The sequence below is a fragment of the Actinokineospora sp. NBRC 105648 genome, assembly GCF_030269645.1.
In the GTDB taxonomy this organism is placed as follows: Bacteria; Actinomycetota; Actinomycetes; order Mycobacteriales; family Pseudonocardiaceae; genus Actinokineospora.
On the sequence record NZ_BSTR01000041.1, the window covers coordinates 53,099 to 72,049 of the forward strand.

Sequence of the window (18,951 nt, forward strand, 5' to 3'; positions counted from 1 at the left end):
GTCGCGCCCGGCACCGGGGTCAGTCGCGGGTCGCCTCGATGACGCTCTCCGCCCGCGGGTCGCCGCCCTCGGCGTGGCGGACCGCGACCACCCGCAGGCCCGCGCGCTCGACGAGCCCGCACAGCTCCGCCTGTGTGCGGTAGCGGCCACCCAGGACCATCAGCATCCCCAGGTCGGCGAACCGGCCCGGGTTGAACCCCGGCCGGTCCGGCAGCAGCGCGTCGAAGACGAACAGGCGCGCGCCCGGCCGCATGGCCCGGTGCGCGTTGCCGAGGACGGTGAGCACCTGCTCGTCGTCGAAGTCGTGCAGCACCCGGGAGATGCTGTAGACGTCGCCGCCCGGTGGGAACGCCTCGAACGCGTCGCCGCCGACCACCTCGACCCGGTCGGCCAAGCCGAGCCGGGCCACGTTCGCCGTGGCCGCGGCGACGGCGGCGGGCAGGTCGAACAGCACGCCGCGCAAGCCGTTCCGGTCGCCCAGCACCGCGGCCAGCAGCGCGCCGGTGCCGCCGCCGACGTCGACCACCACACCCACGTCGCCGAAGTCGCAGCCCGCCACCACCTGGGGCACCGCGGTCTCGCGACCCATCGCCTGGTCGAAGGTGGAGCGCGCGCCCGGGTTCTCGGCCAGGTAATCGAAGTACGTCGTGCCGTACACCTTGTCGAACGCGGGTTTCCCGGTCCGCGCGGTGTGCAGCGCCTCGGCGCACGCGGCGTAGGCCTCTTCCCCGTGCAGGATGGCGATGTACTTGTGGGTGTCCACTGTGTCCGATCGCAGGTACTCGGCCGGGCCGTTGAGCGCGAACACCCCGGGCGCGGGCTCGTCGAACACCCCGACCGCGCCCAGCCCGCGCAGGAACCGGGTCAGCGCGGTCGGGTCCGCCCCCACCGCGTCCGCGAGGTCCGCGGCCGCGCGCGGGCCGTCGGCCAGCGCGTCGGCCACGTCCAGCTTGGCCGCCACGTACAGCGCCTGCTGCAGCCACGCGCCGAACATCACCCGCATGACCACGCCGCGGTCGGCCAGACCCGCGGGCGGGTTCCCCGTCTTGGTGGGCGTGCTCATGACCCGGTCACCTCCTGGTTCTCCCAGTGGTAGAAGGGCGTGGCCATCGCGTCGGCGGGGGAGCGCCAGGTCCGCGGGTCGTACGGGGCGATGTGCGGGCGCAGGTCCTCGCTCACCCGCCGGAACAGCGGGTCCTGCCTGCTGTGCTCGACGGTCGACCGGACGTCGTCGTCAGCGGTGATCAGGTGCAGGTACAGGCCGTGGAAGCCGAACAGCGTCCGGGACCGGACCCCGATCCGCCCGGGCAGCTCGGTCTCGTCGGAGGCGGCGAAGATGTCCGCGACGGCCCGTTCGGCCCCGTCGGCGATCCTGGCCACGATCAGCGTGTGCTTCATGGGTCTCCTTCCGGTCCACATCGTCTGAAGTGGACGGTCGTCGGTCAGACGAGGAACGTGGGTGCGGGCAGCCCGAGCTCGATGCGCCCCAGGCGGCGCACGCTGTCCTGGCTGAAGGCCACGTGCGCCGCCGCGGCGTGGATGTCGCGGAAGCAGCGCTGCAACGGGTGCGAGGAGTAGAGCGCGCTCGCGCCGCAGGCGTGGAACGCGGTCTGCACCACCTCCCGCGCCGTCGTCATGGCGTGCACGACCGCCGCGGCCAGCCGGGCGCGGACCGGCGGGTCGGCCGCGTCGCGGCCCACCGCCTCGACCACGTCCCCGATCGCCGCCACCAGCAGCGCCCTGGCCGCGCGCAGCGAGGTCTCGGCCAGCACCAGGTCGTGCTGGACGCCCTCGTCCTCGGCCAGCGGGACGTCGGTGCCGGGTTTGGTCTTGCGCCGCGCGGTGGCGGCGAACTCGTCGAGCGCCCGCCTGCCGACCCCGAGCGGGAAGCCCGCCATCATCATCATGAGGAAGCTGAACATCGACGCGCCGTAGAGCGGACCACCCACCTTGGCCCGCTCGAACAGCGGGTCGATGACGAGCTCGGCGGGCACCCGCACCTCCCGCGCGGCCACGTCGTGGCTACCGGTGCCGCGCAACCCGGCCGCGCGCCAGGTGTCGAGCACCGCGAGCTCCCCGGACGGCACGAACGCCATCCGCACTACCGGCGCCCCGCCCGGCCCGCTGACCGGTTCACCACTGGGATCGGCCACCGCGAAGGCCAGCAGGACCCAGTCGCTGTGCAGGCACCCGCTGACGTAGGGCCACCGCCCGTCGAGCACGAAACCGTTGTCGGTCGGCACGCCCCGCCCGGCCGGTGCCATCGAGCTGGCGATGACCGGGTTCGGCGTGCCCGCCAGCAGGCGCCCGGCCACCGCCGGGTCCAGCCAGGCCAGGAAACCGGAGCCCTGCCCGATCAGCAGGCTCCAGCCCGCCGAGGCGTCCGCCCGGGACACCTCGGCCACCGTGTCGAGCACGGCCAGCGGCGCGCACTCCGGGCCGCCCAGCGACCGCGGCAGCGCGAGGCTGAACAGCCCGGCCGCGCGGAAGCGCTCCACCAGGTCGGTGGGCAGCGTCCTGGCCGCCTCGATGTCGGCCACCCGGTCGGCCAGGTCGGCCGCGATCGGCTTGGCGGCCTCCAGCGCCCAGTCGGGCGCGGTGTGCACGGGCACGGTGGTTCCTCCCCTGTCCAGGCCGCTCATACCGCGAACATCGCGGGCGGCACGACGAGTCCGAGCCGCGTCCTGGCCACCCTGATCCGGGAGTCGGCCGAGAACGCGATGTGCTGTCCGGCGGCGTGCAGGTCGCGCAGACAACGCTGCAGCGGCGCGTCCTCGGCCAGCGCGGACGCGCCCGCCGCGGTGAAGCACCGGCTGACGACCTCCCGGCCGACGTCGAAGGCGTGCAGCGTCGCCGAGGCCAGGTCAGCGCGCTCGGCGGGCGTCGGCTCGCCGCCCGCCGCCACCCGAGCCCACACCCGCTCGGCCCGGTCCCGCACCAGCAGCCCGGCGGCGTCGAGCGCCGCCCGGTCGGCGACCACCGCGGTGGCCACGCCGGGGTCCTCGATCAGCGGGCGACCCGACCCGACCCGGCGTTTGGTGCCCGCCAACGACTCCAGCTCGTCCAGCGCGCGCCCGGCCACCCCGAGCGGGAAGCCCGCGAACAGCACCATCAGCACGGTGTAGGGCGTCAACCGGTAGAGCGCTCCCGGCTCGACCGACCGCTCGGCGAACGGGACCGCGGTGTGCTCGGCGGGCACCACCACGTCGGCCACCGAGATGTCGTGGCTGCCGGTGCCCGCCAGGCCCGCGACCCGCCAGGTGTCGTGCACCTCCACCTGGTCGGCGCGCAGGAACGCCACCCGCAGCAGCGGTGCCCCGTGCGCGGTCCGGCCCGGCACCCCGTCCTCGGTCACCACGAACCCGCCCATCACCACGTCCGCGTGGGTGCAGCCGCTGGCGAAGGCCCACCGGCCGGTGACCCGGTAGGCCGCCCCGCCGTCCACCACCTCGCCCCGGGCCGACGGCGCCATCGACCCGGCCAGCACCGTCCCGGTCGGGCCCGCGGTGAACGTCTTGGCCACCGCCGGGTCGAGCCAGGCCAGGAACGCCGAGGTGTTGCCGATCAGCACCGCCCAGCCGACCGAGGCGTCGGCGCGGGCCACCGCCTCGACGGCGTCGATGATCTGCCCGGCGGGGCTCTCCAGGCCCCCGAGGGAGCGCGGCAGCCCGAGGGTGAACAGGCCCGCCGCGCGCAGCCGGGTCACCAGGGCCGGGGGCAACCGCCTGGCCCGTTCCACCTCCAGCGCCCCGGCCGCGAGGTCCGCGGCCAGCGCACGGGCCGCGCCGACCGGGTCGAGCGCCACCGCGGTCACCCCTGCCGCCCCGGGCCGGACACCCGGGCCTCGGCCTCCAGCCGGTCCCGGATCACCGCCAGCTGGGCGGCGCCGTTGACGGTGATCCGCTCGGTCATCCCGGCGTCGTCGACCGGCGCGTCCGGCCGCATCGCGAAGTCCTGCTCCCAGCGCAGCAGCACGCCCCCGGGCACCGGCTCGTAGGTCCAGCGCAGCTCCATGTACTCGAACGGGCCCGGCTCGACCCGCCGCGCGGTCACCGTCCGGGTCAGCGGGTCCGGCCTGCGCTCGGACACCCACGACCAGACCCGGCCCTGCTCGTCGGGGTGCATGGTCAGCCGGAACCGGACCACGCCGTCGCGCTCGTCGAGCACCTCGGCCGCGGCGTACTCGGTGAACAGCTCCGGCCAGCCCGCCACGTCGTTGGTGCGCGCCCACACCAGGTCCATCGGCGCGTCGATCACGATCTCGCTGCGGGTGTGCCCGGCCACCTCACACCACCTTCGCCAGCGCGCTGTTGACCACGCCGAGGAACTCGCGCACGGCGGTGATCTGCTGGGCGTCGTCGGGCAGCACCACCCCGCGGTCGCGCTCCAGCACGGTGATCACCCCCAGCAGCGCCAGCGAGTCGACACCGAGCTCGTCGAAGGTCAGCTCGTCGGTCAGCCGGTCCAGCTCGATCCGTTCGCCGGTGCCCTTGGCCAGCAGGGCCGCCAGCTCGATCGGGGTCACCTCGTCGGTCAACCCGTCGGGTCGTGTGCTTGTCATCGTCGCTCCCTCTCGATGTGTTCTCATGCCGTGTCCGTCAGCCCGCGGCCGCGAGCACCAGCGCCGAGGTGAACCCGCCGTAGCCGCGGGCGAGCACCAGCACGTGCCGCAGGTCGGCCGCCCGCGCCCCGCCGGTGACCAGGTCGATGTCGTGGTCGACGTCGGCCGCCGCCAGACCGGGGGTCGGTGGCACCAGCCCGTCGCGCAGCGCCAGCACCGCGGCGGTGGCCTCGAGCGCGGCGGCGCCGGAGTAGGCGCGGCCGAGACCCGCCTTCACCGCCGTCACCGGGACCCGGGCCGCCCGCGGGCCGAGCGCCGCGCGCAGTCCGGCCACCTCGGCGGCGTCCGCGGCGGGCACGCCCATCCCATCGGCGAAGACCGCGTCCACCTGGGTCGCCGAGATGTCGGCGTCGGCCAGGGCGAACCGGATCGCCGCGGCCACCGCGTCGGCGCCGCGGGTCCACCCGACGCCGTCGCCGGGTGGACCCGCGAAGGTCGCCGCGTGTCCGGCGATCCGGGCCAGCGGCCGCGCCCCGCGTGCCGCCGCGTGCCCCGCCTCCTCCACCACCAGCACCGCGCCGCCCTCACCCGGCAGGTAGCCCCGCGCGTGCCGGGAGAACGGTCGGTAGTCCGATGTGGACAGAAGGTCCGACTTCAGCTGGCAGGTCAGCGCGTACGGGCTCACCGGCGCCTCGGTGCCGCCGGTGACCTGGACCCGCCCGCCCGCCCGGATCACCCCCCGGCTGTGCCCCAGCGCGTCCAGCCCACCAGCGGCCTCGCTGCTGACCACCGCGCACGGCCCGCGCAGCCCCCGGTTGATCGAGATCTGACCGGTGGAAGCCGCGTAGAACCAGGCGATCGACTGGTACGGCCCGACGAACCGCGGCCCCCTGGCCCACAGCGCCTCGATCTCGCGCTGGCCGAAGGCGTTGCCGCCCGAGGAGGCCGAGGTGGTCACCCCGATCTCGAAGCCGCTGCCCGCGGCCGGGTCGAGCGCGGCCTCGGTGAGAGCTTGCTGGGTGGCCGCGAGGGCGAAATGCGTCCACAGGTCGGTCTGCACCAGCACCCGAGCCTCCACAGAGGACCGAGGATCGAAGCCGACCACCTCCCCGGCCCTGCGCACCGGGTAGCGCGCCGGGTCGAACCGGGTGATCCGCCCGACCCCGTCGACGCCTGCCAACGCCGATCGCCAGAACGCCGCGGTGTCCAGGCCGGTGGGGGCCACCACCCCCAGGCCGGTGATCACCGCCGTCCGGTCGGTCCCGCTCACCGGGCCCGCCGCCCGGCCCGGTCCAGCACGACCGCGGACTGGAAGCCGCCGAAGCCGCTGCCGACGCTGAGCACCAGGTCGGTGTCCCACTCCCGGGCGGTGTTGGGCACGTAGTCCAGGTCGCACTCCGGGTCGGGGTACTCGTAGTTGGCGGTGGGCGGCACCACACCGCGGGCGCCCGCCAGCACGCAGGCCGCCAGCTCGAGGCTGCCGATCGCGCCGAGCGAGTGCCCGATCATCGACTTGATCGAGCTCATCGGCACCCGCCTGGCGTGCTCACCCAGGCTCCGCTTGACCGCGGCGGTCTCGTGCCGGTCGTTCTGCTTGGTGCTCGACCCGTGCGCGTTGACGTAGCGCACCTCGTCCGGCCGGGCCCCGGCCCGCTCCAGCGCGACGGTGATCGCCCGGGCCATCTCGACGCCGCCCGCGGTCAGCCCGGTCATGTGGTAGGCGTTGCCGAAGGTGGCGAACCCGCCCACCTCGCAGTAGACCGAGGCGCCGCGGCGGCGCGCGTGCCCGAGCTCCTCCAGCACCAGCACCGCCGCGCCCTCGCCGAGGACGAAGCCGTCCCGGGTGGCGTCGAACGGGCGCGAGGCGCGCCCGGGGTCGTCGTTGCGGGTGCTGGTGGCCTTGATCGCGTCGAAGCAGGCCACCGTGATCGGTGAGATGGGCGCGTCGGCGGCACCCGCGAGCACGACGTCGGCCCGGCCCTCCTCGATCATCCGGGCGCCGTAGCCGACCGCGTCGAGCCCGGAGGTGCAACCGGTGGAGATGGTCTGCACCGGCCCACCCGCGCCGTGCGCGGTCGCCACCTCCGCCGCCAGCGTGCTCGGCACCAGCGCCCGGTAGAGGTCCTGGTGCCCGAGCGCGGGGTCCACCAGCCAGTCGGCGCCGCCGCCGGAGACGGCCACGTACTCCTCCTCGAGCCGGATCGTGGAGCCGACCGCGGTGCCCACGCACACCCCGGTCCGCCAGGGGTCGACCGCGCCGAGCTCGACGCCCGCGTCGGCCACCGCCTCCCGGGCGGCCACCAGCCCCAGCTGCACGTGCCGGTCGACCCGGTCGGCGGTCGCGGCGTCCAGGCCCGCCGCGAGCGGGTCGAAGTCGACCTCGGCCGCGATGCGGGAGCGGAACCCCGCCGGGTCGAACAGCGTGATGGCGCGGGTCGCGGTCCGGCCCGAGGTCAGCAGGTCCCAGAACGCCCGCACCCCGATCGCGCCCGGGGCCACCACACCGATCCCGGTCACCGCCACCCGGACGGTCACGACGCCGCCTCGGTGTCGACGTGGCCGAGCTCCGGCCGCGGCGCCAGCGGACCGAGCTGGAACACGCACCGCACCGGCGTGTCGCCGACGTTGCGCAGCCGGTGCCGGGTGCCCGGGGGCACCAGCAGCGCGTCCCCCGGGCGCAGTGGCCACGGCTCGCCGTCGAGGTCCACCACGAGATCACCCGCCACCAGGTAGAGGAACTCCTCGGAGTACGGGTGGTAGTGCTCGGCGATGCGCTCACCCGGCTCCAGCCGGGCCACCCCCATGAACCCCGACACCGACGCCGCGTTGCGCGGGCTGAGCAGGGTGCGGATCTCGCCGCCCCGCCTGCGGTCGGCGGGAATGTCGGCCTCGTTGACCAGGTGCGCGTGGCGGTCGGACCGCCTGCTGTGCGCCGCCTCGGGCGCCTTGTCGTTGTCGATCATCGTTGTCTCCTTGGCTCACAGACCGAACAGCTCCGCGGCGGTGCCGCCGAGGATGGCCGCGCGCTCGTCGTCGTCGACCGCGAGCGCACCGATCGCGGACAGCACGGGTACCTCCATGCCCACCAGCGGCGGCGAGTCCGTCCCCAGCAGCAGCCGGTCGGCGCCGAAGGTCGCCAGGTTGGCCGCCAGCGCGACCGGGCTGGGTGAGGACGTGTCGACCCAGATCCGCCGCAGGTACGCGCTCGGCGGCGCGCTCAGCGGCAGTGGCCGGGTGGGTGGGCCGCCGGGCGCCGCCCAGTGCGGCGGCCGGTGCACCAGGTCCAGCTTCTCGGCGAGCAGGGCCAGCGCCCCGCCCGCCGCGGTGGCGACCAGCCGCAGCCCGGGGTGGCGCTCCAGCACCCCGCCGAGCACCAGGCAGGCCACCCCGATCGTGACGTCGCAGAACCGGCCCAGCTGCTCGATGTGGCGGAAGTCGGCCAGCCCCGTGCCCGCCGCGGGCTGGGCGGGCGCGTGCAGCAGCACCGGCGCGTCCAGTTCGGCCGCCATGGCGAAGAACTCCTCGGCCGCCGGGTCGTCGAGGTAGCGGCCCGCGACGCTGGTGTTCACCACGAAGCCGACGAACCCACCGTCCACATAGGTCTGCGCGGCCGCGCCCAGGTGCTCGGTGCCGCCGAAGGGGTTGGCGTAGACCAGCGCCCGCAGGTGCTCGGGGAAGGCCGTCACCCGCGACGCCAGCCAGTCGTGGAAGGCGCGCAGCGCGTCGGTGCCCTGGGCGTAGTTGTCCACCCCGGGCACCGGCACCATCGCCCCCGCGCCGACCGGGCTGCCGACCAGCGTCAGGTCGATGCCCGCGGCCAGCTTCCGCTCGACCATGCCCTCGACGTCGCCCAGCGAAGGCGGCATCGGGAACCGCCGCAGCGACTCCGGCGGGCTGATGTGCCCGTGCACGTCGACGATCACCGGCCCGCCTCCACCGGGTCGCCGAAGACCTCGGCTATCGCCGCGCAGTCCTGGTCGGCCAGGTCGGTGCCCGCGGCGCTCGCGTGCGTGTCCGCGGCGGCCCTGGTCACCGGCAGCACCAGCCCGGCGGCGTCCATCTGGGCCGCGGCCAGGGCGAGGTCCTTGGCCATCAGCCGCAACCGGAAGTCCGGCCGGTCGTAGGACCGGCGCGCCATCCGGGCCGCCTTGTACCGCATGACCGGCGCGGCGAACCCGCTCTCGGCCACCGCGTCGAGCGTCGTGGTCCGGTCCAGGCCCGCGCCCTCGGCCAGCGCGGCCACCTCGGCCAGCGCCTGCATCTCGATGCCCATCAACAGGTTCAGCGCGATCTTGAGCGCCATCCCGGTGCCCGCCGGGCCCAGGTGCAGCACCTGCCTGCCGAGGGCGTCGAGCACCGGCCGGGCCCGGTCCAGCAGGGCCGCGTCGCCGCCGACGTACCAGCGCAGCTGCCCGGACCGGGCGTGCTCACCGTTGCCGAGCACGCCCGCGTCGAGCAGCGGGACGCGTTCGCCCAGCGCCCGGACCACCTCGGGGGAGACCGTGGTGGCGTTGACCACCAACGGCGGATCCGCCGCAGACACCCCCTCCGGGCCGGTGACCACCTCGGCCAACGCGTCGTCGTCGGCCACCGACACGAGCACCAGGTGCGCCCCGAGGGCCGCCTCCGCCGGGGTCGCGACCTCGGTGACCCGAGGACGACCCGCCAACCCGGCCGCGCGTCCCGCGGTCCGGTTGTGCAGCCGCAGCCGCGCGCCGGTGTCGGCCAGCCGGGCCGCCATCCCGCCGCCCATGGTGCCCAGACCGACGACGCCCACCGTCCAGGCGGACAGGTCCGGGGCTGGGCCGGGCGCCGAACCGGGGCGCCCCGGCGGTCCGCCGGTCATCGCGGCACCCCCTCGGCGCGCCGGTCGGTGACCAGGCTCAACCGCTGCTCGGCGAAGAACCGGGCGAACCCGGCCTCGGTGCCGATCTGCCAGCCGGGCTGGAGCAGCTCGTCGACCGCCGCGCTGCCGGGCGCCCCGACCACGGTGCGGCCCAGGTGCGCGGCGGCCTCGTCGAGCCCGCAAGCGAACTCGGCCACGCGCACCACGAAGTCCGTGTGCTGGAAGACCGTGGTGCTGGCCAACACCGTCTGCCGCGGCGAGCCGACCGACAGCGACCGCGCGGCCGAGAGCACCTCGGCCAGGTCGCCGCCGCGCCCCTCGCGAACTGGGTAGCGCAACGCGATCCGGGTCCGCCCGCCACCGTCGGTCAGCAGCTCGGGGTCGGTCACCCGGTGCACTACCCGGCGCATCATGGCGCGGGTGAAGAACGCCCGAGCAGCCTGCGGGTCGGTCAGGTCACGCGGTTCCACCAGCAGCGGGTTGAGCTCCTGCTCGGTGCGCCGGATGGCGGGCTGCTCGGACAGGTGCCGCATCACCACCGGGAGCGGCCCGGTGACGTCGAGCACCCGCAGCACCCGGTTGGCCCAGAGGAAGACCGACGTACCCAGCAGCCGGGCGCCGCCGCCGATCTCGGTCTCCGGGCGCGGGTAGGAGCCCAGCACCCGCCGGACCCGATCCTCGGTCCCCGGTCGCACCGGGAAGGTCAGTGCGTGGCGTTCCATCGGCTTTCTCCTTCCATCAGCGTTCTCCTTGCTCGGTAGGCACGGCAGCGGCCGACAGCAGCGCCAGCTCGTCGAGCCGGGCGCGGGCGCGCTGCTGCCACACCCGGCGCGGGGTGAGGGTCAGGACGGTGTTGCGGATGCCCGCGGCGACGGGGGAGCCGACGTGGTGCATCCGACCGATGCCGCGGGCCTCGGCCACGTGCCCGGCGGCGGCCTCGGCCCGGGTGCGCTGGTAGGCGGCCAGGGCGCTCCGGCAGGCCGCCGGGTCGGTGATGTCCACCCCGGTCAGCGCTTCGGCCAGGGCCAGCGCGTCGAGCAGCGCCTGCCCGGCGCCTTGGCCGGTGGTCGGCTGCATCGGGTGCGCCGCGTCGCCCAGCAGCGCGACCCGGCCGGTGTGCCAGTCGGTGAGCGGGTCGCGGTCGTGGATCGGCGTGCGCAGCAGCGATTCCGGTGGTGTGCTGGCGATGACCCGGGCGACCGGCTCGGCGGCCCCAGCGAGCGCCGACCGCAGCCCCGCCGCGCTCGGCCGGTCGTCGGCGCCGCCCGCGAGCGTTGCGACCCAATAGGTTCGACCGTCGGGCAGTGGCCAGCAGCCCACCGTGCGCCCGGTGCCGAGTAGGTGGATGGCGGTGCCCTCGGCCACCGGTGCCACCGCGACCGGGGCCTTGCCGCGCCAGGCGTTGTAGCCGGCGTGCCGCGGCGGCCCGGTCGGTCCGGCCACGTGGGAGCGGACGACGGAGTGCAGACCGTCCGCGCCGACGAGCAGGTCTCCGCGCACGCGCTCGCCGCCGGGGAGGTGCGCGACGACACCGCTCGCGTCCTCGGTCACCCGCTCCACCCGCGTGCCCACGCGCACCACGTCGTCCGGCAGCGCCGAGCGCAGCGCCGTGGTCAGCACGTGGCGCGGCACGGTCACACTCGGCGCGCCCAGTTCGTCGGCGAGGTCGGCGAGCGACCAGCGGGCCAGTACCCGGCCGCGCCACGAGCGCAGCGTGTACTCCCGCACGGGCACCCCGACCGAGAGCGCCGGCTCGGCCACGCCCAGCGCGCGCAGCGCACCGGCGGCGTTGGACTGCACGCCCAGCGCCGCTCCGCCGTCGCGCACCTCGTCGGCCTGCTCCAGCAGCGTCACGTCGAAACCCTTGCGGCGCAGGGCGATCGCGGTTGCCATGCCGCCGATGCCTGCTCCCGCCACCAGTACCGCGCTCATCGCGGTGCCCCGTTCGGCAACACGGTCTCGTGCACCACCGCGTAGCGCAGCGACCGCCGTTCGGTGACCAGTTCGAGCATCGGCGCCGCCAGGTCGCGGTGCCCCGGTGTGCGCTCCCAGTCCAGGAAGTCCGCTTCCGACCGCCACTGGCTGGTGATCAGCCACTGCTCCGGGTCCTCTGTGGACTGACAAAGCTGGTCGCCGAGGTGACCCGGTGTGCCCGCCACCGCCCACCGGACCCGCTCGTAGGCGGCGAGGAACGCCTCGTCGCCACCCGGGCGCACGCGTAGCATGAACAGCACCCGGTAGCCCGCCGCGCTCATGCCACGTCCTCCCAGCCGCCGGAGTCGTGGCTGCGGCGCACCGCGTCGGAGACCGCCGCCACGTGCCAGGCGTCGAGCACGGTCGGGTGCCCGGTGTCGGTCCCGGTGGCGATCGCCTCGACGAACGCCCCGGCCAGCGCCGCCCACTTGACCAGCCCCGCCTCGCGCGGGGTGTTCGCCCCCGAGGCGGTGGAGTCGGCCACCTCGACCCGCTCCGCGTCCCGACCGGGCCGGTGCAGCCACACCCCGGCGGGACCCCGCCAGTGCAGCGCGCCGCGTTCGCCGTGCAGGACGACCTCGTCGTCGACCGGCCCGGGCAGGTGCCAGGCCTCCCAGAACCGGGCCCGGACACCGTTGGCGAAGTCGCCGCTGAACTCGTAGCCGGTGTCGGCGGTGACCGGTACCCGCGGGCCGTCGGCGGGCGCGCCCGCGTTGCGCCGGGCCCAGTCGAACGCGTCGGTGATGTCGTGGAACCGCTCGGGGGCGACCGCCTCGGTCAGGTCGTGGGTCAGCCGCCCGCGCACCCTGGTCAGCTCCGAGCCGACCAGCCACCTGGCCCGGTCGATCACGTGGCTGCCGTGCTGGGCCAGCGCCCCGCCGCCGCTGTCCGCCTGGTACATCCAGGTGGCGGGCAGCGGCGGCACACCGAGCGGGCAGCTGGACTGGATCTCCACCAGCTTCCCGATCGCGCCATCGGCGACCAGGTCGCGCACCCGGCGCAGCCCGGCGTCGTCGCGCCAGATGAACCCGCTGGCGTGCCGCACCCCCGCGCTGGTCACCGCGTCCACAATGGACCGCGCGGAGTCCAGGTCGGCGGCCAGCGGCTTGTCGCAGAGCACGTGCCTGCCCGCGGCCGCGGCCAGCCGCACCGGCTCGAGGTGCGCGTCCGGCGGGGTGGCCACCGACACCACGTCGACCGCCTCGACCAGCTCGGCCACCGAGTCGGCCACCAGCCCGATCCCGTACTCGGCGGCGCGCCGCCGCGCGCGTTCCCCGGTCCGGCTGTGGATCGCGGTCAGCTCCACCCCCGGGGTCCGGTGGAACCCCTCCAGGTGCAGTCCCGCTCCCCAGCCCGCGCCCAGCACGCCGACCCTGATGGTTCTCGACACGACCAACGACCTCCCGGTCCTCGTGGGATGTGTTCTCGATCCGCGGCGGCCGCTCAGCCGACGGTCACCGGCACCCGGCGCACGGCGGCGGCGAACCTCGCGACGCGCCCGCCCAGGTAGGCGGCCGCGGCCAGTGCGGGTTCGCCCACCGCGTCGTCCCGGCTCGCCCGCACGGAGACCCCGTACGGGTTGCCACCCGCCGCGCGCAGCGACGGGTCGGTGTAGCCGGCGGGGACGATCAGGCTGCCCCAGTGGTAAACGGTCTGGAACAGCGCGAGCAGCGTGCTCTCGTGCCCGCCGTGCGGTGACCCCGCGGCGGTGAAGCCGCCGACGACCTTGTCCGCCAGCGCGCCCGCCCGCCACAGCGGGACGGTGGCGTCGATCAGCCGCTTGAGCGGCGTGGCCACGTTGCCGAAGCACGCGGGCGTGCCCAGCACCAGGCCGTCGGCCCAGTCGAGCGCGGCCAGCGCGGCGGCCGGGGCCGGGCCGTCCTCGGTGAGCGCGCACGAGCGGGTCTGCGCCCCCGTCGCGGTCGCACCCGCGGCCACGGCGGCGGCGAGCGCGGCGACGGTGCCGCCCGCGCTGTAGTAGACGATCGCGACGCGAACCATGTCGAAGCGCCTCTCGGTATCATTCCGAGAACCCGGAAAAAGGCATCACTAAAATGTGACGACAGGTTCTCGGAATTGATCGGATGTGCGAGACCGGGGATTCTCCGGTTCGCCCAGCATGCCCACTGGTTCCGGTGGCGTCAAGGCGGCTTGGGGCAGGACGAAACGCGGTCGGATTCATTGTCCGGCGAAACGGGATTGTGCCGTATTCGTGTCGAGGAAATCGTCGCTATCGTCGCGGTTCGGATGCGGTTAATACGACGGAAAGAGGCGGCATGGAGATCGGGATAGGTCTGCCGGTGACGGTGCCCGGGTTCGACGGCCCGGCCGTCGCCGACTGGGCGCGGCGGGCGGAGGAGTCGGGCTTCGCCTCCCTCGGCGCGCTCGACCGCCTGGTCTACGACAACGGCGACGCGCTGACGGCGCTGTCGGTCGCCGCGGGTGCGACCACGACGATCCGGCTGGCCACCACCGTGCTCGTCGCCGGGTACCACGGGAGCCCGCCGCTGCTGGCCAAGCGCCTGGCGACCCTCGACCGCCTCTCCGGCGGAAGGCTGGTGGTGGGACTGGGCGCGGGCGGGCGGGCGGACGACTTCGCCGCGACGGGCGCGCCGTACGACGACCGCGGTCGGCGGAGCGAGGCGATCGTCACCGCGCTGCGGGCGGGCTGGACCGCGTCCGGACCGGGCACGGTGGGACCGGCGCCCGCGCAGCCGGAGATCCCGATCGTGCTCGGCGGGCGCGCGGACGCGGTGTTCGACCGCGTCGGGCGGCTCGCGCAGGGGTGGATCGGCGCGGGCGGCGGACCCCGGCTCTTCGCCGGGTTCGCCGAGCGGGTCAGGGAGTCGTGGGCCGCGCACGGCCGAACCGGCGAGCCCCGGCTGATGTCGATCGGCTACTTCTGCCTCGGTCCAGGCGCCCGCGCGGCGGCCGACGCGCACCTGACCGACTACTACTCGTTCCTCGGCGCGCCCGCGGCGTTCGTCGCGGCGAGCGCGCTGACCGACGCGGCGGCCGTGGCCGAGGCCGCACATGGCTACGCCGAGGCGGGCTGCGACGAACTGATCCTGTTCCCCTGCCGCAGCGACCTCGACCAGGTCGGCGCGCTGGCCAGCGTCCTGGCCGACCTGACACTGGGCTGAGACGGTCTGCCCGGACCCGAGCAGGCACTGCGCCGCCTGGGGCGGGCCCAGGCGGCGACTCGCCGGGTCAGACCGGGCGAGCTGCCAGCAGGCGCTCGGTGAGCGCCCACAGCCGGGCGCGCCCCTCGCTGTCCTCGACCAGCGGGTGCGGCACCGCGCGCACCCCGAGCTCGACGTACCCGCCCACCGGCGAGCCGCCCAGCAGCGGCGCGACGACGTGCGCCGCCCCCACCGAGACGTCGCCCGCCGGACCGCCGAAGGCCGCCCGCACCAGCGGGGTGTCGACGTAGCCCGGGTTCACCGCCGTCACCGGGACCGCGGGCCACCGGGCGCCGAGCTCGGCGGAGAACGCGGTCAGCGCCAGTTTCGACTGGCCGTAGGCCCGGACCCGGTCCCAGCCCTCGACCAGGTCCGGGTCGGCCCAGTGCGGCTCGGCCCGCACGTGCATGCCCGAGGTGACGTTGACGACCGCGCCGAGCCGCCCGGCCAGCGCGGTCGTCAACGCGAACGGCGCCAGGTAGTTCACCGCCCAGGTCAGTTCGTGGCCGTCGGCGCTGACGCGCCGCTGCTCGGCGATGGCGCTCGGGGTGAACACACCCGCGTTGTTGACCAGCGCCACCGTCGTGCCGATCGAGTCGGCGAGCCGCCGGACCTCGGCCAGGGCGGACAGGTCCGCGTGCACCGGCACCAGCTCGCCCGCCGGCCCGTTGCCCGCCGGCCCGTTGCCTGTCGACTCATTGCCCGCCAGGTCATTGCCCGCCAGCTGGGCGCACGCCAGAGCCGCCCGCTCCGGTGTGCGCCCGTGCACCAGGACCGTCCACCCGGCGGCGGCCAGCTGCCCGGCCGCCGCCAGCCCGATCCCCGAGGTGGCCCCGGTGACCAGGACCGTGCCGGGCGCGGTCACGCGTCCGCCCACAGCAGCGCGCACCGGCGCTCGTAGTCGCGGCGCCAGGACGTGTGGAACCGCTCGCCCGCCTCGGCCGGGAACCCGCTCAGCGTGCCCGCCAGGACCGCGTCGTCGAACCCCTCGGTGATCCACGGCAGCAGGAACGGGAACAGCCCGGCCGCCTCCAGGTCGCGGGTGGTGCGCGCCTCCATCTCCGCCCACTCGGCGGCGGTGAAGCACTCGGCGAACAGCGGCACCAACACCCGCTCCTCGGCATCGAGGTGGGCCACCAGCAGCGCCCGTGCCGCTCCGACGACCCGGGCCGCCTCGGCGTGGTCGCGCCCGGCTGCGACCAAAGCCGGTCCCACTTGGCCGAGCAGGTCGTCCAAGCGCTCGTGCTCGGCGGTCAACTCCCGGACCGCGGCCGCCGGGAACCGCGCGTGCACGCGCGGCAGGATCACCGCGTCCTCGTTCTCGTGGTGGTGGACCAGCACGGCCGAGAGGTTCTCCCAGTGCTCGACCAGCGCTCGGACAACCCGCGGTGGTGGCGCGCCACGGGTCACCAGGTCGTGCAAGCGGGTGAAGTCGCGCCGGAAGCACTCGTGCGCGCGCAGGAAGGGCAGCAGGTCCAGCTCGGTCATCCGGGCCGCGGTCATCGGGTCGCTCCGTCTCGTCGCCGCGCTCGCGGCGACGGCGGCTCAGGCCGTGTCGCCCCGGGCGCGGGTCTTGGGGTTGGTCGCCTCCCCGCTCAGCGCGCGGTCCACGCGGTCGAGCAGGTCGAGCAGCGAGTGCTGCTCCTCGTCGGACAACAGGGCCAGCGCGTCCTGCTGCAGCCCGCGGGTGACCTGGGGGACCGAGTCGCGCAGGTCCCGGCCCTTGCGGGTCAGCCAGACCCGCACCCGCCTGCCGTCGGACTCGTCGGCCGCCACCCGGAGCAGGCCGGAGTTGGTCATCCGCTGGACGGCCCGGGTGACCGTGGGCGCCTCGACCTCGATCAGGCCCGCGATCTCGCCCGGGGTGAGCCCGTCGCGCTCCCAGAGGCAGCCGAGGATGAACTGCTGCCCGGCGTGGACGCCGTGTTCCATCAGGCGTCGCTCGGCCTCGCTCTTGAGCCGGCGCGAGACGACGCCGATTCGGGTCAGGAAGGCATCGTCATCGGGGCGCACCAGTGGATATTAGCTGGTCGAGGGTGGTCCGCGCACCGTCTGCCCGAGTGGTGGGCGCCGCCGCCCGCCCTGGTCCCGGGCCGGTTGCCCAGGCCTGGTCGACATTACCCGCGGTATCCGGTGCGGCGGGACGCCGCTGTTTCGGAATTCACCCGGTTCGGATGTGCGCGGCCCTGGGAGAGCATAGGTCGACGCCGCGGCCAAGATCATCGGCGGCGTCCTCGCAATCGCAGCGAATGGGGGAAAGCAGTGCGCACAAAGCGTTTCCAAAGGCTGTCCGCGTTATGCGCGGGCGCGGTGCTCGTCCTGGGGGCCGCGCTCACCGGCGCGGGCGGGACCGCGTCGGCAGTCGGGTCGAGCGGCGGCCCCCGCATCCCGAGCAACTGGCCGGGGTGGCAGAAGGACTTCATCGGCAGCCGGTTCAACCCGCTGGAGACCCAGTTCACCGCCACCTCGGTGGCCAACCTGCACCTCAAGTGGTCGTTCGTCTTCCCCGACGTCGACGGACCCGCCACCAGCAGCCAGCCCGCCGTCGTGGACGGCACGCTCTACGTCGGGTCGCGCGACGCGAAGATGTACGCCCTGGACGCGAACACCGGGGCCACCAAGTGGAGCTACGACGTCTCGGCGGTGGCGGGCCCGGCGAGCTCGGCGAACCCGAACCCGCTGCGCGACGGGCCTTCCGTCTCGGGCGACAAGGTGGTCTTCGGCGACTACCGGGGCTGGGTGTACGGGGTGGACAAGAACACCGGCACCCTGGCCTGGGCGACCAAGGTGTCCGACCACCCGCTGGCGGCCCTGACCGGGTCGCCGCTGATCAACGGCAACCGGGTGTACATCGGGGTGTCCAGCAGCGAGGCCAAGGCCTCGGCCGACCCGAACTACCCGTGCTGCAGCTTCCGCGGTCAGATGGTCTCGCTCAACCTCGACACCGGCGCGGTCGTCTGGCGCTACTACACCGTTCCCGAGTCGGGTCCGCTGCCGCCCGGGCCGGACGGCCACCCGCGGTTCGGCCCGTCCGGGGCGCCGGTGTGGAGCAGCCCGATCCTGGACCCGGTCCACGGCACCCTCTACTTCGGATCGGGCAACAACTACACGACCACCACCGGTGACGCGGACACGGTGTTCGCCCTCAACTCCGCCACCGGCCAGGTCAAGTGGAAGCAGAAGATGACCGCGGCCGACACCTGGACGGTCGGGTGCCTGCTGCCCGCCCCCCAACCGCACTGCGAGGGCCTGGCCGACGGCACCAACCTCGACTACGACTTCGGCGCCTCGCCGAACCTGTTCTACGCCAACAACCGGCTGATGGTCGGCATCGGCCAGAAGAGCGGCGTCTACCACGCCTTCGACGCGATCACCGGGCAGGTCGTCTGGCAGCAGCAGGTGGCCGTCCCGGACCCCAACGGCGGGTTCTCCGGCATCGAGTGGGGGTCGAGCTACGACGGGCAGCGGCTGTACGTGGCGACCTGGAAGGCCAACCCGGGCACCCTGTTCGCGCTGAACCCGGCGAACGGCACCATCATCTGGAGCAAGCCCGCCCCGGCGAACGGGTGCTCCACCGGTGGGGCGGCCGCCTTCCCGGCCAACTGCACGCCCGCCTACCTCTCGGCGGTCACCAGCACGCCGGGCCTGGTCTACGAGGGCGCCACGGACGGCAAGATGCGGATCTTCCGCTCCACCGACGGGCAGCAGGTCTGGGAGTACGACACGGTCCGCCCGTACACCGGCGTGAACGGTCCGACCGCGTCCGGGGGCTCGATCTCCGGCAACGGCGGCACGGTCGTGGCCAACGGGATGATGTACGTCCAGTCCGGTTACTACTCGTTCTACGGGATCCCCGGCCGGGTACTGCTGGCCTTCGGTTTCTGACGTGACCGACGGGGGCGGGCGGGCACGCCCGTCCGCCCCCGCAGGCGAAGGGAAACCCCATGCGCGACCGCACTCGGCGCCTGTGCAGGGCCGTGGGCAAGACCTTGCTGATCCTCCTGAAGCACGCGGGCTCGGCGCACGCGCCCGCGATCTACTTCTGCACCGTGCCCACCGCCCTGCTCATCGCGCCCCCACCAGGCCCCGACACCCCCGCGCCAGGCCTCACCGCGCACGAGCGAGCCGCGTTCGAACGGCTCCGCGCGGAACTGGAACGCAGCACGCGCTGACCCACACCGGGTCCACCCTGGACGTCAGGTGATCCGATCGCTGGAACACCGATGTCTCACGGAACCGGCGGTGTGCCGCGCGTGAACGGCGCCTAGTACGGCAGCCGCCATTTGTTAGCTGACCTGGGTGTTCTCGATGTCGCGGGCGAGTCTGGTGCGTTTGTGGAACCAGCGTGAGCGTGCTTGGTGGGTGCGTCGCCAGTTCACCCAGTGGGT

At 74.6% G+C, this 18,951-nt stretch carries 22 protein-coding genes; 3 read left to right on the top strand and 19 right to left on the bottom strand.

Features of this window, described 5'->3' with window-relative positions:
* Nucleotides 1-19: 19 nt before the first annotated feature.
* Genes QSK30_RS27820 through QSK30_RS27895 form a run of 16 tightly spaced genes read right to left on the bottom strand, consistent with a single transcriptional unit; the run spans nucleotide 20 to nucleotide 13,382 of the window.
* Nucleotides 20-1,063: a methyltransferase gene (locus QSK30_RS27820; RefSeq protein ID WP_285507241.1), complete on the bottom strand. Its 1,044-nt coding sequence runs from the start codon at nucleotides 1,061-1,063 to the stop codon at nucleotides 20-22.
* On the bottom strand, nucleotides 1,060-1,398 hold the full coding sequence (locus QSK30_RS27825; RefSeq protein ID WP_285507243.1) for a TcmI family type II polyketide cyclase: 339 nt from the start codon (nucleotides 1,396-1,398) through the stop codon (nucleotides 1,060-1,062). The genes QSK30_RS27820 and QSK30_RS27825 overlap by 4 nt, the downstream gene beginning before the upstream one ends.
* Nucleotides 1,399-1,442: 44 nt before the next feature.
* A complete protein-coding gene (locus QSK30_RS27830) occupies nucleotides 1,443-2,612 on the bottom strand; it encodes an acyl-CoA dehydrogenase family protein (RefSeq protein WP_285507244.1) in 1,170 nt (389 codons plus the stop codon).
* A gap of 26 nt (nucleotides 2,613-2,638) precedes the next feature.
* On the bottom strand, nucleotides 2,639-3,814 hold the full coding sequence (locus tag QSK30_RS27835; protein WP_285507245.1) for an acyl-CoA dehydrogenase family protein: 1,176 nt from the start codon (nucleotides 3,812-3,814) through the stop codon (nucleotides 2,639-2,641).
* Nucleotides 3,811-4,284, bottom strand: a complete 474-nt coding sequence (locus QSK30_RS27840) for an SRPBCC family protein (RefSeq protein WP_285507247.1) — start codon at nucleotides 4,282-4,284, stop codon at nucleotides 3,811-3,813. Before QSK30_RS27840 ends, QSK30_RS27835 begins: the two co-directional genes overlap by 4 nt.
* 1 nt (nucleotide 4,285) lies before the next feature.
* Nucleotides 4,286-4,561, bottom strand: a complete 276-nt coding sequence (locus QSK30_RS27845; protein ID WP_285507248.1) for an acyl carrier protein — start codon at nucleotides 4,559-4,561, stop codon at nucleotides 4,286-4,288.
* Nucleotides 4,562-4,598: 37 nt separating this feature from the next.
* Entirely contained in the window at nucleotides 4,599-5,831 is a 1,233-nt protein-coding gene (locus tag QSK30_RS27850) for a beta-ketoacyl synthase N-terminal-like domain-containing protein (protein ID WP_285507250.1), read from the bottom strand.
* Complete coding sequence (locus QSK30_RS27855; protein ID WP_285507251.1) at nucleotides 5,828-7,096, bottom strand: beta-ketoacyl-[acyl-carrier-protein] synthase family protein; 1,269 nt, start codon at nucleotides 7,094-7,096, stop codon at nucleotides 5,828-5,830. The genes QSK30_RS27850 and QSK30_RS27855 overlap by 4 nt, the downstream gene beginning before the upstream one ends.
* On the bottom strand, nucleotides 7,093-7,524 hold the full coding sequence (locus QSK30_RS27860; protein WP_285507253.1) for a cupin domain-containing protein: 432 nt from the start codon (nucleotides 7,522-7,524) through the stop codon (nucleotides 7,093-7,095). The genes QSK30_RS27855 and QSK30_RS27860 overlap by 4 nt, the downstream gene beginning before the upstream one ends.
* 15 nt (nucleotides 7,525-7,539) lie before the next feature.
* Nucleotides 7,540-8,484: an amidohydrolase family protein gene (locus QSK30_RS27865; RefSeq protein WP_285507255.1), complete on the bottom strand. Its 945-nt coding sequence runs from the start codon at nucleotides 8,482-8,484 to the stop codon at nucleotides 7,540-7,542.
* On the bottom strand, nucleotides 8,481-9,407 hold the full coding sequence (locus QSK30_RS27870) for an NAD(P)-dependent oxidoreductase (RefSeq protein WP_285507257.1): 927 nt from the start codon (nucleotides 9,405-9,407) through the stop codon (nucleotides 8,481-8,483). The genes QSK30_RS27865 and QSK30_RS27870 overlap by 4 nt, the downstream gene beginning before the upstream one ends.
* A complete protein-coding gene (locus QSK30_RS27875; protein WP_285507259.1) occupies nucleotides 9,404-10,129 on the bottom strand; it encodes a SchA/CurD-like domain-containing protein in 726 nt (241 codons plus the stop codon). Before QSK30_RS27875 ends, QSK30_RS27870 begins: the two co-directional genes overlap by 4 nt.
* Nucleotides 10,130-10,145: 16 nt before the next feature.
* Nucleotides 10,146-11,339 carry an FAD-dependent monooxygenase gene (locus QSK30_RS27880; protein WP_285507261.1) on the bottom strand — a complete coding sequence of 398 codons (1,194 nt, stop codon included), beginning with the start codon at nucleotides 11,337-11,339 and terminating at the stop codon, nucleotides 10,146-10,148.
* Nucleotides 11,336-11,662, bottom strand: a complete 327-nt coding sequence (locus QSK30_RS27885; RefSeq protein WP_285507262.1) for an antibiotic biosynthesis monooxygenase family protein — start codon at nucleotides 11,660-11,662, stop codon at nucleotides 11,336-11,338. The genes QSK30_RS27880 and QSK30_RS27885 overlap by 4 nt, the downstream gene beginning before the upstream one ends.
* Nucleotides 11,659-12,771, bottom strand: coding sequence for a Gfo/Idh/MocA family protein (locus QSK30_RS27890; protein ID WP_285507263.1), 1,113 nt, complete (start codon nucleotides 12,769-12,771; stop codon nucleotides 11,659-11,661). The genes QSK30_RS27885 and QSK30_RS27890 overlap by 4 nt, the downstream gene beginning before the upstream one ends.
* A 53-nt stretch (nucleotides 12,772-12,824) precedes the next feature.
* Nucleotides 12,825-13,382 carry a flavodoxin family protein gene (locus QSK30_RS27895; protein WP_285507265.1) on the bottom strand — a complete coding sequence of 186 codons (558 nt, stop codon included), beginning with the start codon at nucleotides 13,380-13,382 and terminating at the stop codon, nucleotides 12,825-12,827.
* A gap of 275 nt (nucleotides 13,383-13,657) precedes the next feature.
* On the opposite strand from QSK30_RS27895, the gene QSK30_RS27900 reads away from it, so the two are divergent.
* On the top strand, nucleotides 13,658-14,524 hold the full coding sequence (locus QSK30_RS27900) for an LLM class flavin-dependent oxidoreductase (protein ID WP_285507266.1): 867 nt from the start codon (nucleotides 13,658-13,660) through the stop codon (nucleotides 14,522-14,524).
* A 67-nt stretch (nucleotides 14,525-14,591) separates the two neighbouring features.
* On the opposite strand, the gene QSK30_RS27905 is transcribed toward QSK30_RS27900, so the two are convergent.
* The 3 genes from QSK30_RS27905 to QSK30_RS27915 are packed head-to-tail and all read right to left on the bottom strand — an operon-like array spanning nucleotide 14,592 to nucleotide 16,576.
* Nucleotides 14,592-15,452 carry an SDR family NAD(P)-dependent oxidoreductase gene (locus tag QSK30_RS27905; protein WP_285507267.1) on the bottom strand — a complete coding sequence of 287 codons (861 nt, stop codon included), beginning with the start codon at nucleotides 15,450-15,452 and terminating at the stop codon, nucleotides 14,592-14,594.
* A complete protein-coding gene (locus QSK30_RS27910) occupies nucleotides 15,425-16,066 on the bottom strand; it encodes a hemerythrin domain-containing protein (RefSeq protein ID WP_285507268.1) in 642 nt (213 codons plus the stop codon). The genes QSK30_RS27905 and QSK30_RS27910 overlap by 28 nt, the downstream gene beginning before the upstream one ends.
* 42 nt (nucleotides 16,067-16,108) lie before the next feature.
* On the bottom strand, nucleotides 16,109-16,576 hold the full coding sequence (locus QSK30_RS27915; RefSeq protein WP_285507270.1) for a MarR family winged helix-turn-helix transcriptional regulator: 468 nt from the start codon (nucleotides 16,574-16,576) through the stop codon (nucleotides 16,109-16,111).
* Nucleotides 16,577-16,825: 249 nt separating this feature from the next.
* On the opposite strand from QSK30_RS27915, the gene QSK30_RS27920 reads away from it, so the two are divergent.
* A complete protein-coding gene (locus QSK30_RS27920) occupies nucleotides 16,826-18,448 on the top strand; it encodes an outer membrane protein assembly factor BamB family protein (RefSeq protein ID WP_285507271.1) in 1,623 nt (540 codons plus the stop codon).
* 59 nt (nucleotides 18,449-18,507) lie between these two features.
* The gene (locus QSK30_RS27925; RefSeq protein ID WP_285507273.1) at nucleotides 18,508-18,735 is read left to right on the top strand and encodes a hypothetical protein; all 228 of its coding nucleotides are present in this window, start codon (nucleotides 18,508-18,510) and stop codon (nucleotides 18,733-18,735) included.
* Nucleotides 18,736-18,951 lie beyond the last annotated feature (216 nt).